General features: G+C 62.9%; 17 protein-coding genes. 3 read left to right on the top strand and 14 right to left on the bottom strand.

Annotated elements, in window-relative coordinates; translation table 11 throughout:
• Positions 1–14: 14 nt before the first annotated feature.
• The 13 genes from AC1DVH_RS10735 to AC1DVH_RS10675 all read right to left on the bottom strand — a co-directional run bounded on the left by AC1DVH_RS10735 (position 15) and on the right by AC1DVH_RS10675 (position 16,990).
• Positions 15–1,421 (bottom strand): aldehyde dehydrogenase family protein, encoded by a 1,407-nt coding sequence (locus AC1DVH_RS10735; protein WP_477753774.1) that lies wholly within the window; start codon positions 1,419–1,421, stop codon positions 15–17.
• Positions 1,414–2,604, bottom strand: coding sequence for a pyridoxal phosphate-dependent aminotransferase (locus tag AC1DVH_RS10730; RefSeq protein WP_477753773.1), 1,191 nt, complete (start codon positions 2,602–2,604; stop codon positions 1,414–1,416). The genes AC1DVH_RS10735 and AC1DVH_RS10730 overlap by 8 nt, the downstream gene beginning before the upstream one ends.
• 24 nt (positions 2,605–2,628) lie before the next feature.
• Positions 2,629–4,236, bottom strand: coding sequence for a 5-guanidino-2-oxopentanoate decarboxylase (locus tag AC1DVH_RS10725; RefSeq protein WP_477753781.1), 1,608 nt, complete (start codon positions 4,234–4,236; stop codon positions 2,629–2,631).
• 10 nt (positions 4,237–4,246) lie between these two features.
• On the bottom strand, positions 4,247–6,346 hold the full coding sequence (locus tag AC1DVH_RS10720) for an acetate--CoA ligase family protein (protein ID WP_477753772.1): 2,100 nt from the start codon (positions 6,344–6,346) through the stop codon (positions 4,247–4,249).
• A gap of 18 nt (positions 6,347–6,364) precedes the next feature.
• On the bottom strand, positions 6,365–7,525 hold the full coding sequence (locus AC1DVH_RS10715; protein WP_108215771.1) for an acyl-CoA dehydrogenase family protein: 1,161 nt from the start codon (positions 7,523–7,525) through the stop codon (positions 6,365–6,367).
• 40 nt (positions 7,526–7,565) lie between these two features.
• The gene (locus tag AC1DVH_RS10710; RefSeq protein ID WP_477753771.1) at positions 7,566–8,357 is read right to left on the bottom strand and encodes an enoyl-CoA hydratase/isomerase family protein; all 792 of its coding nucleotides are present in this window, start codon (positions 8,355–8,357) and stop codon (positions 7,566–7,568) included.
• 353 nt (positions 8,358–8,710) lie between these two features.
• The gene (locus AC1DVH_RS10705) at positions 8,711–10,135 is read right to left on the bottom strand and encodes an amino acid permease (protein WP_477753770.1); all 1,425 of its coding nucleotides are present in this window, start codon (positions 10,133–10,135) and stop codon (positions 8,711–8,713) included.
• Positions 10,136–10,343: 208 nt separating this feature from the next.
• Entirely contained in the window at positions 10,344–12,599 is a 2,256-nt protein-coding gene (locus tag AC1DVH_RS10700) for an ATP-binding protein (RefSeq protein WP_477753769.1), read from the bottom strand.
• Positions 12,596–13,369: a substrate-binding periplasmic protein gene (locus AC1DVH_RS10695; protein WP_477753768.1), complete on the bottom strand. Its 774-nt coding sequence runs from the start codon at positions 13,367–13,369 to the stop codon at positions 12,596–12,598. Before AC1DVH_RS10695 ends, AC1DVH_RS10700 begins: the two co-directional genes overlap by 4 nt.
• A 5-nt stretch (positions 13,370–13,374) precedes the next feature.
• Positions 13,375–14,091, bottom strand: coding sequence for a response regulator (locus tag AC1DVH_RS10690; RefSeq protein WP_477753767.1), 717 nt, complete (start codon positions 14,089–14,091; stop codon positions 13,375–13,377).
• 107 nt (positions 14,092–14,198) lie between these two features.
• Positions 14,199–14,831 carry a TetR family transcriptional regulator C-terminal domain-containing protein gene (locus AC1DVH_RS10685; protein WP_477753766.1) on the bottom strand — a complete coding sequence of 211 codons (633 nt, stop codon included), beginning with the start codon at positions 14,829–14,831 and terminating at the stop codon, positions 14,199–14,201.
• Positions 14,832–15,075: 244 nt separating this feature from the next.
• Positions 15,076–15,864, bottom strand: a complete 789-nt coding sequence (locus AC1DVH_RS10680; protein ID WP_477753765.1) for a class II aldolase/adducin family protein — start codon at positions 15,862–15,864, stop codon at positions 15,076–15,078.
• 76 nt (positions 15,865–15,940) lie between these two features.
• Entirely contained in the window at positions 15,941–16,990 is a 1,050-nt protein-coding gene (locus tag AC1DVH_RS10675) for an ABC transporter substrate-binding protein (protein ID WP_477753764.1), read from the bottom strand.
• Positions 16,991–17,305: 315 nt separating this feature from the next.
• Here AC1DVH_RS10675 and AC1DVH_RS10670 point away from each other — a divergent pair, with 315 nt between their 5' ends.
• Positions 17,306–19,267, top strand: coding sequence for an oxidoreductase (locus tag AC1DVH_RS10670; RefSeq protein WP_477753763.1), 1,962 nt, complete (start codon positions 17,306–17,308; stop codon positions 19,265–19,267).
• Between the two features lie 193 nt (positions 19,268–19,460).
• Positions 19,461–20,057 carry a helix-turn-helix domain-containing protein gene (locus AC1DVH_RS10665; RefSeq protein ID WP_477753762.1) on the top strand — a complete coding sequence of 199 codons (597 nt, stop codon included), beginning with the start codon at positions 19,461–19,463 and terminating at the stop codon, positions 20,055–20,057.
• Here the strand turns inward: AC1DVH_RS10665 and AC1DVH_RS10660 are convergent.
• Positions 20,054–20,986 (bottom strand): helix-turn-helix domain-containing protein, encoded by a 933-nt coding sequence (locus AC1DVH_RS10660; protein ID WP_477753761.1) that lies wholly within the window; start codon positions 20,984–20,986, stop codon positions 20,054–20,056. The two genes, AC1DVH_RS10665 and AC1DVH_RS10660, sit on opposite strands and share 4 nt — an antisense overlap.
• A 162-nt stretch (positions 20,987–21,148) precedes the next feature.
• Here AC1DVH_RS10660 and AC1DVH_RS10655 point away from each other — a divergent pair, with 162 nt between their 5' ends.
• Positions 21,149–22,507: a glutamine synthetase family protein gene (locus AC1DVH_RS10655; protein ID WP_477753760.1), complete on the top strand. Its 1,359-nt coding sequence runs from the start codon at positions 21,149–21,151 to the stop codon at positions 22,505–22,507.
• The last annotated feature ends 54 nt before the right edge of the window (positions 22,508–22,561 follow it).

Raw genomic sequence — 22,561 nt, 5'->3', positions numbered from 1 at the left:
TGAGTCGCCAACCGTCACACCTGGATCGCCTTCACTTCGACGAACTCGTTCAGCCCCTCCTCACCCCATTCGCGACCGTTACCCGACTGTTTGTAGCCACCGAACGGCGCGTGATAATTGAACGCCGCACCGTTGAGGAAGCACTGACCGGCGCGCATCTGCCGTCCCAGGTGCAAGGCGCGTTCGGYACTGCCGGCCCAGACGCCACTGGATAAGCCGAACGGCGAGTCGTTGGCGATCTGGATCGCTTGCGCCTCATCGGTGTAGGGAATCAGGCACAGCACGGGGCCGAAGATTTCTTCCTGGGCAATGCGCATGCGGTTGTCGACATCGGCGAACAGCGTCGGGCTGACATGGAAGCCGCGCCCCGGCATGTCACCGCCGCACAGCAGGCGAGCGCCTTCCTGCTGGCCAACCTTGATGTAGTCGAGCACGGTGCGTTTTTGYCCGGCCGAACACATCGGGCCGAGGAAGCTTTGCGGGTCGAGGGGATCGCCCATGCGCAGGCTCAGGGTTTGCGCCAGCGCCACTTCCACAGCCTCGGCGTAGCGGCTGGCCGGCAGCAGCATGCGGGTCAACGCGGTGCAGGTCTGGCCGGAATTGATCATCACGTCCTGCACGCCGTAGCGCACGGCCGCTGCCAGATCCGCATCCTCGGCGATCAGCAGCGGCGACTTGCCGCCCAGTTCCAGGCACACGCGCTTGACCGAAGGTGCCGCCGCTTGCGCAACCCGAACCCCGGCGCCGGTGGATCCGGTGAACGACACCATGTCCACGTCCGGGTGCTTGGCCAGCGCTTCGCCGACTTTCGAGCCCGGACCGCTGACCAGGTTGAACACCCCGGCCGGCAGGCCGATGTCCTCGATCATTTGCGCCAACAGGAAGGCATGCAGCGGAGTTTCCTGGCTCGGTTTGACCACCACGGTGCAACCGGCGGCCAGTGCCGGGGCCAGTTTGCCGATCAATTGGTGCAGCGGGTAATTCCACGGGTTGATGAACGCGCAGACACCCACGGCCTCGCGGATCACCAGCGAATTGCCGACTTCGCGCACCTCGTCCATGAGATGAGCCAGTTCGACGTATTGCTCAAGGCCAGTGATCGGCCCATCGACCTGCACCGAACGGCACCATTGCACCGGCATGCCCAGCTCCATGGTGATGACCGAGGCCATCTCATCGGCACGCTTGCGCAGTTGATCGGCCAGTGCACGGATATAGCCCGCACGCACGCTGGACGGCGTGCGCGACCATGAATCGAAGGCCCGGCGTGCAGCCGCCACGGCGTTTTCGACATCGAGTTCATCACCCAGCGGCACGCTGCCGCACACTTGCCCGGTGGCCGGGTTGATCACCTCGGCGATGCCCTGCCCCGAAGGTTTCTGCCAGCGACCATCAATAAACAACGCCTTGTGGTTAAGCATATAGCTGAGCCTCCATCAGTTCTTGAGCACAACGGGCAATGCGCTGGCAGGCATCGCGCAGCGGTTCGGCGCCGACCACCAGACCGAGGCGAATATGCCCCGCCGCGCTCGGACCAAAGGCCTCGCCAGCCAGTACCGACACGCCGTGGCGATCCAGCAGACGGTCGGCAAACGCCTGGGCGCTGAGCCCGGTCTGGCGGATATCGAGCATCACGAACATCCCGCCATCGGGTTTCAACGGCCGCACGCCGGGGCAATCGGCCAGGCTGTCGCACACCAGATCACGACGCTGGCGATACGCTTCGCGCATGGCTTCGAGCTCTGGCAGGTTGCTTTCCAGGGCCACCACGGCGGCGTCCTGAATGAAATCCGGCGAGCCGTAGAGCATGCACAACGCGAGGTTTTCCAGGTGCGCGGCCAGGGATGGCGGCGCCACCACCCAGCCGACGCGCCAGCCGGTCATGGCGTGGGATTTCGACAGGCTGTTGAGGGTCGCGGTGCGCTCGGCCATGCCCGGCAGGCTCGCCGGGCTGACGTGCTCGCCGTCGAACAGCAATTCGCTGTAGACCTCATCGGAAATCAGCCACAGGTCGTGGCCGATGCACAGTTCAGCCAAAGCAGCCCAGGTGCTGCGCGGCAGACTCGCGCCTGACGGGTTGTGCGGGCTGTTCAGTGCCAAGGCACGGGTACGCGCAGTGATACGCGCGGCGACATCTTCTGGCAACACGCGAAAACCGTTTTCCGAGTGCACCGGCACCGGCACCACCACGGCACCGCAGGCACCGAACACCGCTTCGTAGGTGACGTACATCGGTTCGGCGACGATCACTTCGTCACCTGGATTGAGCACGCATTGGGCCACGCTGAACAATGCACATTGCGCCCCGGCCAGCACGGTGACCTGATCGGCCGAAACGGATTGGCCGCTGCGCTGTTGATAACGCCTGGCAATGGCTTCACGCAGGGCACGCTTGCCGCGCACCTCGGCATAGTGAGTGTTGCCGCTCAGCAGGCTGTCGATGGCGCCCTGCACGATGGGCTGTGGCGTGTCGAAATCCGGGTCGCCCACGGACAACAGCAGAATGTCTTCACCCTGCTCGCGCAGCGCCAGGGCGCGGTAGTGAATATCCCACGCGGCGGCGCCGTCACCGGCGATTCGTTGAGTCAGATCGGAAAAGCGCATGGCTTCATCCCCTTAATATGCAGATCAATGCGCGCAGGCATGCTTGAGTTCGATCAGGGTCACGCCGTTACGCTTGAAGCCATGGCGCAGGTCGGTCTGCAACTCGGCCAGGCTTTGCGGTTGAGTCACGGTGCAGCCGAACGCACGTGCGAGGGCGGCGAAATCCGGGTTGCGCGGCAACACGCCGATGGGCTCGATGTCGAGGCCGAGCATGTCGTCACGGATCTGCCCCAGCGCGTCGTTGTTCCACAGCAGCACCACCAGCGGGCTCTCCAGTTCTTCAACAGCCGTGGCCAGTTCCTGGGCGGTGTAGAGGAAACCACCGTCGCCCACCAGCACCAGGCCCGGCCGCTGCGGCGCGCCGAACTTGGCGCCGATGCCGGCCGGCAGGCCGTAACCCAAGGTGCCGTAGCCGGTGGGGTGCAGCCAACTGCGGATCGCCAGGCTGTCGAAGGCGTAGTTGCCGGTGTAGGCCAGTTGGGTCATGTCGGTGCTGATGAACGCGTTGTCCGGCAGCTCCGTGGCGATACGGTCGAGAATCGATTGATGAATGGACTGCAACGGTCCATGGCTGGCCTTGACCGCTTCGCGCAGGGCGACAACCGAGGCAATGGCGGCGCCAGCGTCGCGCACGTCGGTGGGCAAACGCTCAAGCAACCCACTGAGGGTTTGTTGTGCATCGCCATGCAACGCCACCGCGCACGGGTAGAAGTCGTTGAACTTGCGCGGGTCGATGTCGACGCGCAGCAGCTCGGCATTGAGCGGCAGGCGTTCACGCCAGTAGTCGGTGTCGGCCATTTCGGTGCCGACCGCCAGCACCACGTCGGCCTCGGCGATGAGGTTCCAGCCCGGCTCCACACACAGGGATGAGCCGGCGTTGAGTGGCGCATCCGGCGGTAGCAAGCCCTTGCCGGCGACGCTGGTGAACAGCGGCGCAGCGAGTCGGGTGCTGATGTCCTGTAGCTGCGAAGTGGCATTGAGCGCACCACCACCGGCGATGATCATCGGCCGCTTGGCAGCCTTCAGTTTGGCCACAGCTTGATCGATGGCGGTAACGGATGCCGGGCCACGACCCGGACGACGCACTACGTCGTTGCTCCAGTCACGAGCGATCGGCGCTGACAACACGTCCAGCGGCACCGAGATGTGCACCGGGCGCGGGCGCTCGCTGTCGAACACCGCGTAGGCACGGGCGATCAGTTCCGGCAGATCTTCGGCGGTCAGCGCCACTGCGGAGAACGCAGTAATCGGCGCGGTCATCGCACGCTGGTCCTGACATTCGTGCAGGCTGCCCCAGCCCTTGCCAAGGCTGGCGCTGTGGTTGACGCTGGAAATCACCAGCATCGGAATCGAGTCAGCGTAGGCCTGGCCGATGCCGGTGGCGGCGTTGGTCACGCCGGGGCCGGTAATGACGAAACACACACCGGGTTTGCCGCTGACCCGGGCATAGCCGTCGGCCATGAAGCTGGCGCCCTGCTCATGACGGGTCAAGACGTGGCGGATGCCGCTGCCGGGCAAGCCGCGATACAGCTCCAGGGTGTGTACGCCGGGGATGCCGAACACGGTATCGACGCCGTAGTTGGCCAACAGACGCACCAGGGCCTGGCCACCGGTCAAGGATTTGCTTTGCATATTCATGTCCTCACTCGTGGCCGAGGCGAATCAACGCATCGACCGCAGTCGTGCCTTGGGCACCGACCAACAATGGGTTCACATCGAGTTCCAGCAGGTGTGCGGAGGTCTCGCAGGCGTAATCGGCCACGGCGCGGATCGCGGTCACCAAGGCGTCCAGGTCAGCAGACTCGCGTCCACGGAAACCTTGCAGCAACGGCGCGCTGCGCAGACTGAGCAAGGCGTTGCGGATCGCGCCGTCGGTGGTCGGCAGCAACAGGCTGCGACTGTCCTTGAGCAACTCCACCAGAATGCCGCCGGCACCGATCACCAGCGCGAGGCCGAAATCGTTTTCGCGTTTGATGCCGACGATCAGCTCAGCCAGTGGCGGCTTGGCCATGGGTTCAAGCAACAGTTGATCGAACACTACGCCCGGGGCGTAGGCGGCAATGCTGGCGCGCATCTTCTCCAGTGCAGCGCCCAATGCCGCGCCGTCCTTGAGGTTCAGCGCCACGGCACCGGCCTCGGTCTTGTGTGGCAGTTGAGCGCTGACCGCTTTGAGTACCAGCGGATAACCCAATGCTTCGGCATCCTTCAGGGCCTTGTCCGGGGTGCTCAATACGCCATTTGGCGTTGGCAGGCCAAAGGCTTTCAACGCCTGTTTGGAGTTCCACTCATTGAGCAAACACCCCTCACCTTCCAGCGCTTGCGGGCATAACGGCACCAATGCTGATTCGCCCAAGGCCAGCAAGGCCTGGCGGTTGCGCTGATAACCGGCGATGCGACYCCACGCGGCCAGGCCATCTTCAACGCCTTGCAACGCCGCGACACCCTGCGCGTGCAAACGCTCGCGGGCATGGGGCGGCAGCAACTCGGGGAAGGCCGAAGTGACAAAACCGGTCTTGCCGTGGCGTTGCAGTGCCGCGCAGTACAACTCCAGCAGCAGGTCGCACTCCTTGCGCTCGCCGGTGAACTCCGACGGGTAGTCGAGCACCAGCATCGCCGCATCGGCTTCGGTGCGCAGCGCGCTGTCGAGCATGCGGTTCAAGGCTTCGCCGTCGCCCCAGATCGCCGTGGTGAAATCCAGCGGGTTGACCAGGTTGGCGTAGCTCGGCAGCACTTGCGCGAGTTCGCCGACCTGTCCTTGATCGAGTTTCGGCAGGCCCAGGTCGTTGCGTTCGGCGTAGTCGGCAATCAACCCGGCGTCGCCACCGGAGCAGGCCAGCGCGATCAGGCTGTTGCCCGCCGGCAGATTGCCGCAAGCCGCGGCTTTGAGGGTTTCGACAAAACTCACCGGGCCGCTGACGCGGATCACCCCGAGACGGTCGAACAACGCGTCGTACAGCGCATCGGAACCGGACAGCGAACTGGTGTGACTCAAGGCCAGTTCGGCGCCGATCTGCGACACGCCGGTTTTCAAGGCAATGATCGGGACGCCCTTCTCCAGTGCCTTGTGCGCGGCGCGGGCAAAACCCGGCACGTTCTTCAGGCCTTCCAGATGCAGGCCGATGGCGGTGACGCGCGGCTCGTCGAGCAACACGTCCATCAGTTCAGCGACACCCAGTTGCGCCTGATTGCCGACCGAGGCCATGTAGGCCACCGGCAGCGAACGGTCGCTCATGGACAGGTTGTAGGCGAAGTTGCCGCTCTGGGTCAGCACCGCCACGCCCTTCTCCACTGCCTTGCCGCCATGGGCCACCGGCCACAGCGCACAACTGTGCAGGTAGTCGAGCAGGCCGTAGCAGTTGGGGCCGAGCAAGGCCATGTCGCCAGCGGCCTTTAGCAGTCGCTGTTGCAGGGCCTGGCCTTCGGCGCCGGTTTCGGCGAAGCCCGAGGCGTAGCAGATCGCGCCGCCCGCGCCGATGGCGGCCAGTTCGGCGACGCAGGTCAGGGTCAGTTCGCGGTTGGTGGCGATGAACACGGCGTCCGGGCCGCAAGGCAACTCGGCCACGCTGCGCACGCACGGCACACCTTCAAGGCTGTCGTGTTGCGGGTTGACCAGCCACATCTGCCCTTGGTAGCCACCCTCGGCACAGCGCTTGAGGGCGCGGGCCATGTTGCGGCCGCCGACGAACGCCACGTGTTGCGGCGCGAGCATGCGTTTGAGGTTGTCACGAATGGTTTGGGACATGGGAATTCTCCGGGCCGATCAGCGCAACAGCGGCCGCAGCAGCTCGCGGGAAATGATGTGGCGCTGGATTTCCGAGGTGCCTTCCCAGATCCGTTCGATCCGCGCGTTGCGCCAGATGCGCTCCACCGGTCCTTCGTCCATCAGGCCCATGCCGCCGAAAATCTGCACCGCTTCATCGGCGGCACGACCGAGCACTTCACTGGCGAACAGCTTGGCCATGCCGGCCTCGCCATCGGTCATGGTGCCCTGGTCCATTTTCCACGCGGTGTGCAGGGTCAGCAGTTCGGCGGCACGGATTTGCGTGGCCATGTCCGCGAGCTTGAACGACACGCCCTGGTAGGTGCCGATCGGCTGGCCGAATTGCTTGCGGTCTGCCGCCCATTGCAAGGACACGTCCAGTGCGCGCTGGGCCTGACCGACGCAGTTGGCCGCCACCATCACCCGGCCGGCGGTCAGCCAGGCGTTGGCCACTTCCCACCCCTTGCCGACTTCGCCCAGCACTTTGCTGGCCGGTACGCGGCAGTCGTCGAAGAACATTTCGAAGGTGTGATAACCCCGGTTGCTCACGCACTTGGGCCCACGGCGAATGGTCATGCCCGGGGTATTGCGGTCGACCAGGAACGAGGTCACGGCGTTGCGCTTTTTGCCGTTGTGTTCGTAGGTGTCGGTCACGGCGAAGACAATGGCGAAATCGGCATGGCCGGCGTGGCTGATGAAATGCTTGCTGCCGTTGAGAATGAAGTCGTCGCCTTCACGCACGGCGCGGGTCTTGATCGCGTTGGCGTCGGAACCGGCACCCGGTTCGGTCAGGGCAAAGCAGTCGATCTTTTCACCCTGGATACACGGCAACAGGTAGTCGTTGATCTGGTCGCCGGTGCAGGCCATGAGGATTTTCGACGGACGCGCGACGAACACGTGCAGCGCCCAGGACACCTTGGACAGCTCACGTTCGATCAGCGCCTGGGACAGATAGTCCAGGCCACCACCGCCCACTTCTTCGGGCATGTTGAAGGCGTAGAAACCGGCGGCGATCGCCTTGCCGCGAATCTGCGCCGCCAGTTCCGGGGAGACCTCGTCGGCGCGGTCGACCTGCTCTTCATAGGGCAGCAGTTCCTTCTCGACGAAGCTGCGTACCGAGTCCACCAACATTTCTTGTTCTTGGGTCAGTTGGAAATTCATGGTGCTACCTGTTGTTCGTGTTCTGGGAGATGGAGAGGAATCAACGACCGATGAAGCGTGCCGGGCGTTTTTCCATGGCGGCACGCAGGGCTTCGTTGCCGTCTTCGCTGCGACCGCAGAGCAGGCCGGCGGCGAGTTCGGCTTGCAGTTGCTCGGCCAGGCTGCGTTCGGCGCCTTCACGCATGAGTTTTTTGGTCTGGGCGAAGGCGAAGGTCGGGCCGGCGGCCAGGCGTGCGGCGAGTTCGCTGGCCGCAGTCAGCAGTTGATCGTCAGCGCAGACGTCACTGACCAGTCCGGCACTCAGGGCACGGTCGGCGCCCCACAACTCGTCGAGGAACAGCAGGCGCTTGGCCTGCTCGCTGCCGATCAAACGCGGCAGGTGCCAACTGGCGCCGGCATCCGGCGAGTACGCCATGCTGGTATAGCCGGCCTTGAAGCGTGCCGATTGCCCGGCGATGCGCAGGTCGCAGCACAGGGTCAGGTCCATCCCGGCGCCGACGGCGGTGCCGTTGATGGCGGCGATGGTGGGTTTTTCCAGGCTGTGCAGGCGGGTCATCAGGGCGTGGGCGGTTTCGGTCCAGCCGTAGGTTTCCAGGGCGCCCCGGGCTTCGGCATCCGCCCATTCATCGAGGTCGGCGCCGGCGCAGAAGCTGCGGCCACTGCCCGTCAATACCACCACGCGCACCGCCGGATCGGCATTGAAAGCGTCGAGCAAGCCGTGCAGGTTTTTCAGCGTCGGAATGTCCAGCGCATTGCGCTGGGCAGTGCGATTGAGGGTGATCCAGGCAACGCCTGCTTCGACCTGGCTGAGCAGCGACGATTGAGTGGTCATGGGAATCCTCGAATTATTGTGATGGGTCTGAGGTGATGCGACTTGAGGCCATACTAAACGAGTGTTCAGTAAGGCGACAATCGGCGGAGAAATGAGCTGTAACAAGCTAAAAAATCGTGTAACACATTGGTTTTATTGAATTATTTATAGATGGGCGAGCGTAAGCCGCTGGCGCTGTTACAACTTCGAACAACTGGTGACAGGAGGCCGGTCGCAAATTTACCGAACACCGCAAACCCCTGTGGGAGCGAGCTTGCTCGCGATRGCGGTAGACCAGTCAACAGTGATGTTGAACCTGGTACCGCYATCGCGAGCAAGCTCGCTCCCACAGGGAATGTGCTGGATTGAAGGAATTACACAGTCGGCAAGCTCGGCGCCAACACGCCTTGACGCTTGCGATGGATCAGGAAGTACGCGCCATAGCACAGTGCAATGAATCCAAAGCCCCAATACAGCGACGGACGCTGGGTTTCATCCAGGGCCAGGAACACGAACAGCGAGCAGCACAGCGTGATGCACATCAGCGGCAATACCGGGAACCACGGTGCGCGGTACTTCAGGTCGCTGAGTTTGCCGCCGTCACGCAGATACGCCTTGCGGAACTTGTACTGCGCCAGCGCGATGACAATCCAGGTCACGGTGCCGGCCATGCCGCTCACCGCCATCAACACCATGAACAAGGTGTCGGCGGCGACGAAGCTGGTCATCAACGACACCAGCGCGAAGCACAAGGTGATGCTCAAGGCGCGCAGCGGCACGCCACGCTTGCTCAGCGGTGAAAGACTTTTCGGCGCCATGCCGGTTTTCGACATCGCCCACAGAATGCGCGTCGAGGCATACAGGCCGGAGTTGCCCACCGACAGGATCGCCGTGAGGATCACGAAGTTCATCAGGTCGGCGGCGTAGGGAATGCCGACCATGTCGAACACCTGCACGAACGGGCTTTCCATCAGGCCCGCCTGCTGCCACGGCACGATGGCCGACAGCACGATAATCGCCAGCACGTAGAAGATCAGCACGCGGAACACCACGTTGCGCACGGCGCGGGGAATGCTCTTTTCCGGCTGATCGGTTTCACCGGCGGCCACGCCCATGATCTCGCAACCCTGGAACGCGTAGACCACGGTCATCATCACCGCGAACACCGCCGACAAGCCATTGGGGAACAGCGAGTCGCCGATCAGGTTGGTCGCCATCGGTGCCGGTGCGCCGCTGCTCAGGGGCATCACGCCGAGGATCACCAGCACGCCGACCACGATGAAGCCGAGAATCGCCGCGACCTTGATCCCCGAAAACCAGTATTCCGCCTCACCGAAAGCGCGGGTCGCCATGGCATTGATACCGAACAGCACCACCACGAACAGCGCCGACCAGTACCAGATCGGCACCGTCGGGAACCAGCGGGTCATCAGCATGCCGGCGGCGGTGAACTCCAGGCCGACGGTGGTGGCCCAGCTCATCCAGTACACCCAGCCGATCATGAACCCGGTGGCCGGGCCGATGTATTTGGTGGCGTGGGTCTGGAACGAGCCCGACACCGGCATCTGCACCGACAGTTCGCCCAGGCAGACCATCACCAGGTACATCAGGAAACCCGCGACCAGGTATGCCAAGATCGCCCCCACCGGGCCGCCCTGATTGATGGTCACACCGGAGCCCATGAACAACCCGGTGCCGATGACGCCGCCCAGCGACAGCATGAAGATGTGACGGCTCTTGAGGGCACGGGTCAGCTGGATGCCTTTATGATCAGTGCTGCGATCAGTATTTTCGTTCATGTCGGCACCTCAGCAGTCAATGAGGTGTGCAGCGCGCGACAGGACGTCACGGCGCAGGGAGGGATCAGCTTTACGGCAATTCATTATTATTATCTCCAATAAGCTTCGAAGACCGCGCTGCGGCGGTTGCGTCGATTATTGGAAAGCCATGTAAGTTCGCGTTGACCGTAAAGATCGAAGTTGTACAAAGTCGTAACAAACTTGTACGTCAGCTCTGCAACAGGCCTTTGAGGGTAGTCAGTGCCTGCTGCAATTGTTCATTCAACGCGGGGTTCATGTGGCGGATCGCCGACTCATCGTTGCCCAGGGCCAACGTCTCCAGCGCCCTGAGCGTCGCGGCCAGTGAGCGAAAGCCCAGAGAATCGCAACTGCCAGCCAGACGATGCGCCAGTTGTGCGACCTCTGTGCAGTCATCGGCGGTCAGGGCTTCATTCAACGCTTCGCGGTGCTGGAGAATCGAGTCGCGCAGCACCGCCAGCAGACTCTGGACCTTTTGCTCGCCGAGCAGGTTGCGATGGGTCTGCAACAACGGCCAGTCCATTGCCTCATCGCTCAGCAGCGACTCGGCCACAGGCGCATGCCCTTCCAGCACCTGGCGCAGGTTTTCCAGCTTCAAGGGCTTGGCCAGGACACCGTTCATGCCGGCCTCCAGATAACCGCGCACCAACGCCGGTTGCACGCTGGCGGTCAGGGCGAAGATGCGGGTGTGGCGATTCGGCCCGTCGCTGTTGCGGATCTGCCGGCACAACTCGACCCCGCTGATGCCCGGCAGATGCACGTCCAGCAGCAGCAGATCGAAAACCCGCGCCGCGCAGTGTTCCAGCGCCTGTTCTGCCTCTTCGGCCAGCCATACCCGGTGACCGTCCCGCTGCAGCAAACCCTTGGCCACTTCGCGGTTGAGCACCACGTCTTCGACCACCAGGATGTTCAGTGCCGGCCCCACCGCCCGCACCGGTTCCGCCTCAACCACGCCGCTGGCCGGCTGCAAGGACAGCTCGAACCAGAAACAACTGCCGCGCCCCACTTCACTGTCCACACCGATGCAACCGCCCATCTGCTCCACCAGATGTTTGCAGATCGCCAATCCCAGCCCGGTGCCGCCAAACCGTTGCGCGACTTCTTCGCTGGCCTGGGTGAAACGCTCGAAAATCTTCGCCTGCATCAACGGGGCAATGCCGATGCCGTCGTCCGTGACACTGACCCGCAGGCGCTGCCCGGTCTGTTCGCCGGTTTCGCTGAGCAGCGCCACCTCGACGCTGACTGCGCCGCCTTCGGTGAACTTGATCGCGTTGGCCASCAGGTTGCTCAGCACCTGSCGCAGGAACTGCTCGGCGCCGTGGTGATACTCGGCAATGCGCTGATCGACCCGGCAACTGAGGATCGTATCGTTGTTCAGCGCTCGCGGTTCCAACAGTGTCAGCACCTCGTCGAGTAACTGGCGCAGCGAGAAATCCACCGGCTCGGGATGGCTGACGCCCTCCTCCAGCTTGGCGAAATACAGCACTTCGTTGAGGATCGTCAGCAAGCCTTCGCCGGCCTTGTGCAAGGCGTCCAAACGCTTGCCGTCCCGGGCATCCAGACGCGCGCCGCGCAGCAGTTCGGCCATGCCGAGGATGCCATTTAGGGGCGTGCGCAGTTCGTGGCTCATGGTCGCCAGGAACCTCGACTTGGCAAGGTTGGCCGCTTCCGCCTCGTCTTTGGCGCGCATCAGGCTGGCGGTACGGCGCTCAACCATTTTCAGCAGCTCGTCACGGTTGTCCTGCAAGGCCAGGCGATCGGTTTCCCGGCGCTCGATGTCCCGCAGGATCGCCCGGCGCATGTCGTCCAGTGCGTGGGCCACGGTGTCGATTTCGTCGCTGCCGCGGCGCTTGTCCAGGTGCAGGGGTTCCTGCCATTCACCGGCGGCGATACGCCGGGCAAACTCGGCCATGACTTTCAGGTGCCGGGTCACCAGTCGATAAAACAGCCCCGACAAGGCAACGGCCAGACCGCAGAGGAACACCGCCATCCACAACAGGCTGGTCAAACCGGTGGCGTAGAGACGCTGGTACACCGCCCCCAGATCGGTACTGACCTCCAGCTCGCCAAGGTGGCGCAAAGGGCCTGACGGCGGCTGATAGTCCAGGGCAAAGCGCTCGATACGCAACGGTCCCGCAGGGTCCGGATTGCCTTGTACCAGATCGAAATCGGCGCTGGTCAAGTGCACCCGCGCGACGTCGGAGAAGTCCACCAGCCCGCGCAACTGCACGTTCAACTGTTCCTGGTTCAAGTCCCAGAGGCTGCGTTCCAGGCTGGCCAGGTAGCCGGCGCGGATCAGCTCCATGCGCGAATCGATATCGCGCATTTCCCGCCGATACTCGATGTACAGTTGCACGCTGCTGGCCAGCACGGTGAAGCACAGGCTGAACAACAGAATGAACAGCAACAGGCGTTGCAACAGTCCACCGGGACGGGCGCGAATCATTGCGCATCTGCCGGCAGATTGATCATGTCACGGTAGGTCACTTCGCTTTCGTTGAGCCAGCGTTCGATGTCGCCGGCATCGACCATGCGCTGCAACTGCGCATTGATCTCGGGCATGCGCTGGGCCAAGGGTGAGCGCCGCGACACGGCGACGCGCAGATAGTCCACGCTCAAGGCCTTGGGCAAGGCAATGATGTCCTGGCCGCCGGGCAGGTTTTCCACATACAACTGGCCGGTGCGCCGCTCCTGGGTGATGAAGTCGATACGCCCGCGAATCAGCTTGCCGAAGTTCTGGTGGCTGTCGGAAACCCATTCGATATTGTTGTTGTGCGCAACCATGCGATCGAACTCCACACCGTAGCTCTCGCCGAACAACAGGCCGCCACGGTAATGGGCCAGATCGTCCAGTTGTTCGAATTTCACCGGGTGTTGGCGATTGATGAACAGCGCCACTTCTTCACGCAAGACCGGCACCGTCGAGAACAGCATGCTCTGCTCGCGTTGCGCGGTGCTGTAGGCCAGCACCACGTCGACCCGGCCTTCGGCGGCGTCCAGCAAGCAGCGTTTCCAGTTGCCCAGCACGACCATCTCGACCTCATATCCCAACTGGCCGAACAGGCTTTTCACCACGCTCGGCGCCAGTCCGCGCACCTGTTTGCCGTCGCTCCAGGAGATCGGCGGGTACACCGGGTAATCGCAATAGCGAACCTTCTCCGCCGCGACGGCATGGCCGGCCACCAGCATCGCCAGCAGGCAAAGACATCGCGGCATCAGGTTCAGGCTGCCACGCTGGCGGTGAACAGGTAACCGGCGCCGTGAATGGTGATGATCAACTGCGGTTCGGCCGGATCGTCGTGCAACTTGCGGCGCAGGCGCCCGACCAGCACGTCGATGGAGCGGTCGTTGGGCACCCATTCGCGGTTGCGGATCTGGTCCATCAACTGATCGCGGCTGAGGGTGTGGCCACTGTTGCGCAGGAACACGCTGAGCAACTGGTATTCGCCGTGGGTCAGCAAGGTTTCGCTGCCGGACGAATCGATCAGGCGACGGCGGTCGGTGTCCAGCGCCCAGTCGGCGAACTGCTTGACCGGCTTGGCCGCCACGACGGCTGGCGCTGGCGTTTGCGCATGACGTACCCGGCGAATCAGGTTTTTCGCCCGGGACACCAGTTCCCTTGGATTGAGGGGTTTGATCACGTAGTCATCGGCGCCGCATTCGAGGCCGACGATGCGGTCGATCTCATCAAAGCGCCCGGTGATCAGGATGATCCCGACTTCCGAACGCACCCGCAACTCGCGGGTCAGGGTCAGGCCGTCCTTGCCCGGCAGGCGGATGTCGAGCATCACCAGGTCCACGGTCTGGCTGGCGAGGAAGGTTTCCGCCAGTTCCGCCGTGGCGGCGCAATGGACGTCGTAGCCTTCCTGGGACAGGTAGGCATGCAGCAGATCGCGAATCAGCGGATCGTCATCGACGATCAATACCCGAGGAGTCATCGCTTGGTGTCCGGCTCAGGCCCGAAGGCCAGTTTCTTATTAGAGTGTTTTCCTGCATCGGCGCCAGAGAGTATCGATTGCTGAACGACTGATCAACAGTCGCTCGTCTACACGCAGAAGCGCTGGCGTCCGCCGGCCTGCAACCCGTCGACCCAGGCCTCGCAAATCTGGATGCCTTGCTCCGGCGTGAAGGTACCTGGGTTCAGCCCGGACTCCAGCCACAAACCGTCGAGCAAGGCGCTCAGGCTGATGGCGGCGAGGTCGGCGTCGAAGTTTTCCCAGCCCTCCTCCCGGGCCAGTTCCGCCAGCACCTTGCGCAGGACGCCGCGATACTCGCCATAGGAATGATCGTGGGCCTGGTTGATGGCCTCGGCGGTTTTCACCGCGCCCCAGAACGCCAGCCACGCATCGAGCAGTTGCGGATCGAGCAGTTCGGCGGAAAACGACCCGCGGAAGAACGCCGACAAGCGCTCCCGGGCATTCGGCGCAGCTTGCTCCATGGCGTCGCGCAGCAAGGTCATGACCCGCCCGGTGATCGCCATGTAGGCCTCGGCCACCAGTTCGTCCTTGCCGGAATAGTGATGGCTGATCAGCCCCACCGAGACCCCGGCCTCGGCTGAAATCTTGCGGATCGACGCGCCCTGGAAGCCGTGACGCTTGAGGCACACCAGCGTCGCCTCGATCAGGTTGGCTTTGCGCAACTCCGGTTCCATACGGGAAAAACGGGCTTCCTGATTCATCGGCGACACGCTCCTTGGTTGAATCGTTCAGGCTCGCGCGGGTTAGCGGCGGGCTGAACGACTGTACAGCAAGAGCGGGCCAAGTCTCCAGTCGGGTGTAAGTCTGAGAACCGAGGCGCCCCCATCGCGAGCAAGCTCGCTCCCACAGGGTTAACGGGTGTTCGCAAGATCTACGAACAACCCAAACCACTGTGGGAGCGAGCTTGCTCGCGATGACGTCAGCCCAGACAGCCGAGGTCTCAGATCAGTCCCGATACCCCGGCGCCACTCGATCCAGCATTCGCAACAACGCCGCCCAGGCCAGTTGCATGGCATCCGGATCACTCAACTCCCCATCCTCCAACGGTCGCCCCGGCTCATTGAACTGCCGTTCGGTATGCGCGCAGACCTCGTGCGACGGCAGCACTACTTCCCCGGCAGCCTGCGCGGCCAACTGAATCTCACAAGCCTTTTCCAGGTAATACATGCGCAAAAACGCCTGGCTCACGGTCTCGCCGACGGTCAGCAAACCGTGGTTGCGCAGCATCAGTACCGATTTGTCGCCCAGGTCCGCCACCAGCCGTTGTTGCTCACTGAGGTCCAGCGCCACACCCTCGTAGTCGTGGTAGGCAACACGGCCATAGAACTCCATGGAAATCTGGTTCACCGGCAACAACCCGCACTTCAACGCCGCCACCGCGCACCCGGATTTGGTATGGGTGTGCAGCACGCATTGCGCATCTTCACGGGCGCCATGAATGGCACTGTGGATCACGAAACCGGCCGGGTTCACCGGGTACGGCGACGACTCCACGGCATGACCATCGAGGTCGATCTTCACCAGATTCGACGCAGTGATTTCATCGAACATCAACCCGTAAGGGTTGATCAGAAAGTGATGCTCCGGCCCCGGAATGCGCACCGAGATGTGGGTGAAGATCAAATCGGTCATGCGAAAGTGCGCAATCAAGCGGTAACAGGCCGCCAGTTCCTCGCGCAGGCGCTGCTCGGTAGCGCTGCGCTCGGGAGCCAGGTGAGTGGCGATTTTATTCATTCTCGTGGTTCTTCAGGCTGATCGGCTGGGGGCAGACAGTAAGGCTGGACGCTTCGACACGTCCAGCCATCCGCGTTTATTTACTGGCCCAGGCGTTGAAGCGCTCCTCGAGCTCTTCGCCATGATCGACCCAGAAACCGACGTTCATCGACAGTGCGCCCTTGAGGTTCTGCGGCGCGGTGGGCACCCATTGCGCCAGTTTGTCGTCCAGCCGTGCGGCGGCCTGGGTGTTGGTCGGGCCGTAGGGAATCTGCTGCACGTAGTTGACCTGGGCGTCCGGCTGGTTGGCGAAGGCGATAAAGCGCTTGGCCTGATCCACATGCCTGGAGCCCTTGATGATCGCCCAGTAGTCCATGCCGTACAGGCTGCCGGGCCAGACCAGCCCGAGGTGGCTGCCTTTCTGCGCGGCGTCGGCGATGCGTCCGCTGTAGGTCGAGGTCATCACCACATCGCCGGCGGTCAGCCATTGCGGCGGTTGCGCGCCGGCCTCCCACCACTGGATGTAAGGCTTGAGTTCAGTGAGTTTGGCGAATGCCCGGTCCACACCCTTCGGGGTGCCGAGCACCTTGTAGACGTCTTCGGTCTTGACCCCGTCCGCCAGCAAGGCGAATTCCAGGTTGYACACCGCGCGTTTACGCAGCCCACGCTTGCCGGGGGTTTTCTTCACGTCCCAAAAGTCTGCCCACGAGGTCGGGGCCTGGGCCAGTTTGTCGGTGTCGTAGGCAATCGCCACGCTCCACACCAGCGCGGCGGAACCGCATTCCTGCGCCGCTTCGGGGATCAACTGGTCGGCGTGGCCCAGGCGGGTCCAGTCCAGCCGCTCGTACATGCCTTCCTCGCAGCCGCGCATCAGGTCCGGGCCTTCGATCTGCACTACGTCCCAGTCGACGTTGCCGGTGTCGACCATCACTTTGATCCTGGCCATCTCGCCGTTGTATTCGCTCTGGATCACCTTGCTTTGATCCACGGCGGCGAACGGTTGAAAGAACGCCACGTCCTGGGCTTTCTGTCCGGCTCCGCCGTATCCGACCACCACCATGTCCGATGCTGCCTGAGCGCTGCCCAGGCCCATGGCCACGGACAACACCAAGGGATAAAAACCGTGCTTGAGCGTGTGCGATTTCATCAGTGGTTCCTCTTGCAGGTGCCACGGGACCCAAGGCCCATGCAGCCCTTTTTTATTGTTGTGAGGTTTGGCCCGGGAGCGGGCTCGAGACGAAATTACTGCAAGGCTAAGTAAAAAAACAAGTTGATTTTTTACTGAAGGTAAATTTCTATAGACCAATAATAACAACGCCGAAAACCTAAATGCCTCTGTAGGAGCGAGCTTGCTCGCGATGGACCTGAGGGCGACGCGTTCATCCAGACAACACGCGTTATCGTTAACGTCCATCGCGAGCAAGCTCGCTCCTACAGGTCAGCCTGCCAGGAGTACCGCACCATGCCGACCTCGACACCCGCCTTCGCGCACCTGTTCGAACCCCTGGAGATCCGTGGCAAGCGCCTGAAAAACCGTATCATGTCCAGCGGTCACGACACCTCGATGCCCACCGACAACCTGGTCAATGAACAATTGATCGCCTATCACCGGGCGCGTGCCGAAGGCGGTGCCGGGTTGATCGTGCTGCAAGTGGCCGGGGTGCATGACAGTGCGCGCTACACCTCCCACGTGCTGATGGCCACCGACGATGCGTGCATCGAGGGCTACCGCAAACTGGCGCAAACCTGCCATGCCCACGGCACCCTGGTGTTGTCCCAGGTGTTCCATCCGGGGCGGGAGATCATGGAGTCCAGCGATGGTCTGCTGGCGGTGGCCTACTCCGCCTCGTCGGTGCCCAACGAACGTTTCCGGGTGATGCCCCGGGCGCTGGACCAGGCCATGATCGACGAGATCATCGCCGGTTATGCCGCTGCCGCCCGGCGCCTGCATCAGGCCGGGATCGATGGCGTCGAGGTCGTGGCCAGCCACGGTTACCTGCCGGCGCAGTTCATCAATCCGCGAGTCAACCGGCGTACCGATGGTTACAACGGTGAACTGGAACAGCGATTGCGTTTTCTCCGTGAAGTGATCGCCGCGGTGCGTGCGGCGACCGATGAACAGTTCATCATCGGCCTGCGCATTTCCGCCGACGAGCGCGACCCGGAAGGCCTGACCGAAGACGAATCCCTGGCCGCCGTGCAGTCGCTACAAGCGCAGCTCGATTATGTGCATATCGTCGCCGGCACCTCGGCGTCCCTTGGCGGTGCGGTGCATATCGTGCCGCCGATGGCGATCGAGGCGGCGTACCTGGCCAGGGAAGCCGGGACGTTCAAGGCAAGCCTGGACATTCCGCTGTTCGTCACCGGGCGCATCAACCAGCCTCAGGAAGCCGAGCTGATTCTGGCTCGCGGCCAGGCCGACGTGTGCGGAATGACCCGGGCACTGATCTGCGATCCGCAAATGCCCAACAAGACCGACACCGGCCGCGTCGAAGACGTGCGAGCGTGCATTGCCTGCAATCAGGCGTGCATCGGCCACTTCCACAAGGGCTTGCCGATTTCCTGCATCCAGCACCCGGAAACCGGGCGCGAGCTGATCTTCGGCGAACGCCGACAAGCGCCACAGCGCAAACGCATCATGATCGCCGGCGGTGGTCCGGCCGGGATGAAAGCGGCCACCGTCGCGGCCCAGCGCGGGCATGAAGTGACGCTGTACGAAGCCAGTTCGCAACTGGGTGGTCAGGTGTTGCTCGCGCAGTTGCTGCCACGGCGCAGCGAGTTCGGCGGCGCCAGCACCAACCTGCAGCGAGAAATGCAACTGGCCGGTGTGCGCGTGGTGCGCAATACCCGGGTCGACCGCGCGCTGGTGGAGCAGGAAAAACCGGACATGGTGATCGTCGCTACCGGTGCCGAGCCGTACTGGCCGGCCTTCGAACGCGGCGGTGAGTTGCAGGTGGTAGACGCCTGGCAAGTGCTGCGTGACAAGGTGCAGATCGGCCGTTCGGTGGCGGTGGTCGACTGGCGTTGCGACTGGATCGGTCCCGGCATCGCCGAACGCCTGGTGCGCGCCGGGCATCAGGTGCAACTGGCGGTCAACGGCACCCATTGCGGGGAAAACCTGCCGCTGTACGTGCGCGATCAACTGGCCGGCGAGCTGCACAAGCTGGGCGTGCCGATCACGCCTTATGCGCGGCTGTATGGTTGCGATGACAACACGGTGTACCTGCAACACACCGCCAGTGGCGAGCCGATGCTGATGGAGAACATCGATACGCTGGTGCTGTGCCAGGGCCATCAACCGGTGGATACCCTGGGTGCCGAGCTGCAAGGGCTGGTGGAGTTCCGCCGCATTGGCGACTGCCTGGCGCCGCGTACCGCCGAAGAAGCGATTTATGAAGGCCTGAAAGTCGCGTGGGAGCTTTAAGGCTGTTTATACTCTGGGGCTTTAGATTCAAATGATCGCTCTCTGTAGGAGCGAGCTTGCTCCGGGCGGCGCTCCGACGATGGTCGCTAACGATGACGCGTGTTTTCTGGATAAGACGCGGTGTTCTGAAGTCCATCGCGAGCAAGCTCGCTCCTACAAGGGGCGAAGTGCAGCCCCCGGTTCGGAACATTCCATGAGCAACAACAGCAAGACCCCGCCCGCCTCAGGCAGCGCCGAACCGCATTTCCTCGGCACGCGCATTCGCGGCCTGCGTAAACGCCGGGGCATGACCCTGGCGGAACTGGCGCAACAGAGCGAGCTCACCGCCGGCTACATCAGCCAGCTGGAGCGCAACCTCGCCTACCCGTCGATCCCGGCGCTGTTCAACATTGCCCGCAGCCTCGGCGTCACCATCCAGTGGTTCTTCGCCAGTGAAGCGGTCACCGCGCCCGAAGATGACGGCATCGTGGTGCGCAAGAACAGCCGCCTGAACGTGCATTACGAAGACGGCATCGTCGATCAGTTGCTGACCCCGCAAGCCAACCGCCAACTGGAAATGCTCCACTCGCGTTTCCCGCCTGGCACCTACAGCCAGCAAAGCTACAGCCACGACGGTGAAGAAGCCGGTTACCTGCTGTCCGGCAGTTTCGAGTTGTGGGTCGGCGAACGCCATTTCCAGCTCAATGAAGGCGACAGCTTCAGCTTTTCCAGCCAGGAACCACACCGCTACGGTAATCCCGGCGAGGTGGACGCGGTGGTGATCTGGGTGATTACGCCGCCGACGTTCTAGCGCCGGCCGCGCCCGTTTGCCTGCGCGGCACTCGCACGCTTGAGGGTTTCGCTGGGCAATTCCTGGAACAGCGCACGGTAGCTGCTGGAAAACCGCCCCAGGTGCCAGAACGACCAATGCATGGCCACTTCGGCCACGGTGGTTTGCGTGGGCGTGCGGCTGAGCAATTCGCGGCGGGCGCTATTGAGGCGGCGCAGGCGCAGCCATTGGGTCGGCGCCATGCCGGTGTAGGTCTTGAACGCATGCTGCAGCTGGCGCAGTGAAACCCCGGCAACCTGGGACAGTTCCAGCAGGTTGAGGTGTTCTTCCGGGGTGTCCGCCGCCCATTCCCCTACCCGTTTCATGATCGCCCGCTCTCCCGCACGGCGCTGCAAGGCACCCTGGTCGAGGCCGACACAGGCGTTGTCGAGGATGAACAGGCAATCTTCCAGCAGTTGCTGGGTCAGCGCTTCGCGGCTCGGTGGATCGAAGGTCTGCGACAGCCGCGTCAGGGTCCCGCTGAGCCAGCGGCAGAACAGCGCGTTCTGCCGGGAGTTGAGCGGCGCCATGAACAGCCCTTCGAGCCTGGCGATGTCCAAGCTGTGGCGCTTTACAAATTCCGGCCCGAACACCACGGCGATTTCCTGGTAGTTCTCCGGGGTGATCCAGATGTTGCGGCTTTCGCCATTCAACACGTACAGCGCGTTGTCACCGCGATCGAAACAGAACGACAACGAACCCTGGGGCGCGCTGAAATTCTGCTCGACCCGGGTGTTCATCGACTCTTCGTAAATCTCCACGCCCTGCAGGTCCAGATAACGCACCCTACCCGCGAAATGCCCCGGCGACATCTGCTGGTAATGCTGCACCCAGCCCGGTGTGGCGCGGATTTGCTCGGCGACATCGGCGGTGTTGAAGGCTTGGACCAGGAGTGAATTGGAACCTGTCATGGGGCGACCTTACGCACTCTTTTGGTGCGCTTTGTGCTGCTTAAAGTGGATAGATGGAACCGCAAGGCTCGCCCAAGATAGACGTCAACGCGCTACAGGGGAAGTGTCCGGCGGATGAAACCGGCCTCTCCTGGCGTTAATAAAACCAATAACGAGGTCTTTATGAATGCCCCTTTCGATCAGCTGTTCACTTGGCTGAAAGATCACAAGATTACCGAAGTCGAGTGCGTCGTCAGCGACCTGACCGGCATTGCACGCGGCAAAATCGCACCCACCAACAAGTTCCTGCATGAGCGAGGCATGCGCCTGCCGGAAAGTGTGCTGTTGCAAACGGTAACCGGGGACTTTGTCGACGACGACATCTACTACGACCTGCTCGATCCGGCTGAMATCGACATGGTCTGCAAGCCGGATGCCGACGCCGTTTACGTGGTGCCGTGGGCCATCGAGCCGACCGCCATCGTGATCCACGACACCTTCGACAAGTTCGGCAACCCGATCGAACTGTCGCCGCGCAACGTGTTGAAGAAAGTCCTGCAGTTGTACACCGACAAAGGCTGGCGGCCGATTGTGGCGCCGGAAATGGAGTTCTACCTGACTCAGCGCTGCGAAGACCCGGACCTGCCGCTCAAGGCGCCGATGGGCCGTTCGGGCCGTGCCGAAAGCGGTCGCCAGTCGTTCTCCATCGATGCGGCCAACGAATTCGATCCGCTGTTCGAAGACGTCTACGACTGGTGCGAACTGCAAGGTCTGGACCTCGACACGCTGATCCACGAAGACGGCCCGGCACAGATGGAAATCAACTTCCGTCATGGCAACGCCCTGGACCTGGCCGACCAGATCACCGTGTTCAAACGCACCATGCGTGAGGCGGCGCTCAAGCACAACGTGGCGGCAACCTTCATGGCCAAGCCGGTCGGCGATGAGCCGGGCAGCGCCATGCACCTTCACCAGAGCGTGGTGGACATTGCCACCGGCCAGCCGATCTTTGCCGATGCCGATGGCAACATGAGCGAGCTGTTCCTGCATCACATCGGTGGCTTGCAGAAGTACATCCCGAAAGTGCTGCCGATGTTCGCGCCGAACGTCAACTCGTTCCGCCGCTTCCTGCCGGACACCTCGGCACCGGTGAACGTCGAATGGGGCGAAGAAAACCGCACCGTCGGCCTGCGCGTGCCGACCTCAAGCCCGGACGCCATGCGCGTCGAGAACCGTCTGCCGGGCGCTGACGCCAACCCATACCTGGCCATCGCCGCCAGCCTGCTGTGCGGTTACCTGGGCATGGTCGAGCGCATCGAGCCGAGCGCTGCGGTACAGGGCCGCGCCTATGAGCGTCGCAACCTGCGCCTGCCGATCACCATCGAGGACGCCCTGACCCAGATGGAAGAGTGCGACACCATCGGCCGCTACCTGGGCAGCAAGTTCGTGCGGGGCTATGTCGCGGTCAAGCGCGCCGAGCACGAGAACTTCAAGCGGGTGATCAGTTCATGGGAGCGCGAGTTCCTGATGCTCAGCGTCTGAGATCTCCGCTGTCCGTAACGACCTCATCGCGAGCAAGCTCGCTCCCACAGGGGA

The organism is Pseudomonas sp. P4_C3 (assembly GCF_056402075.1).
Note: the sequence above shows the minus strand (reverse complement) of the source record. Positions and strands in the feature narration are given on the sequence as shown.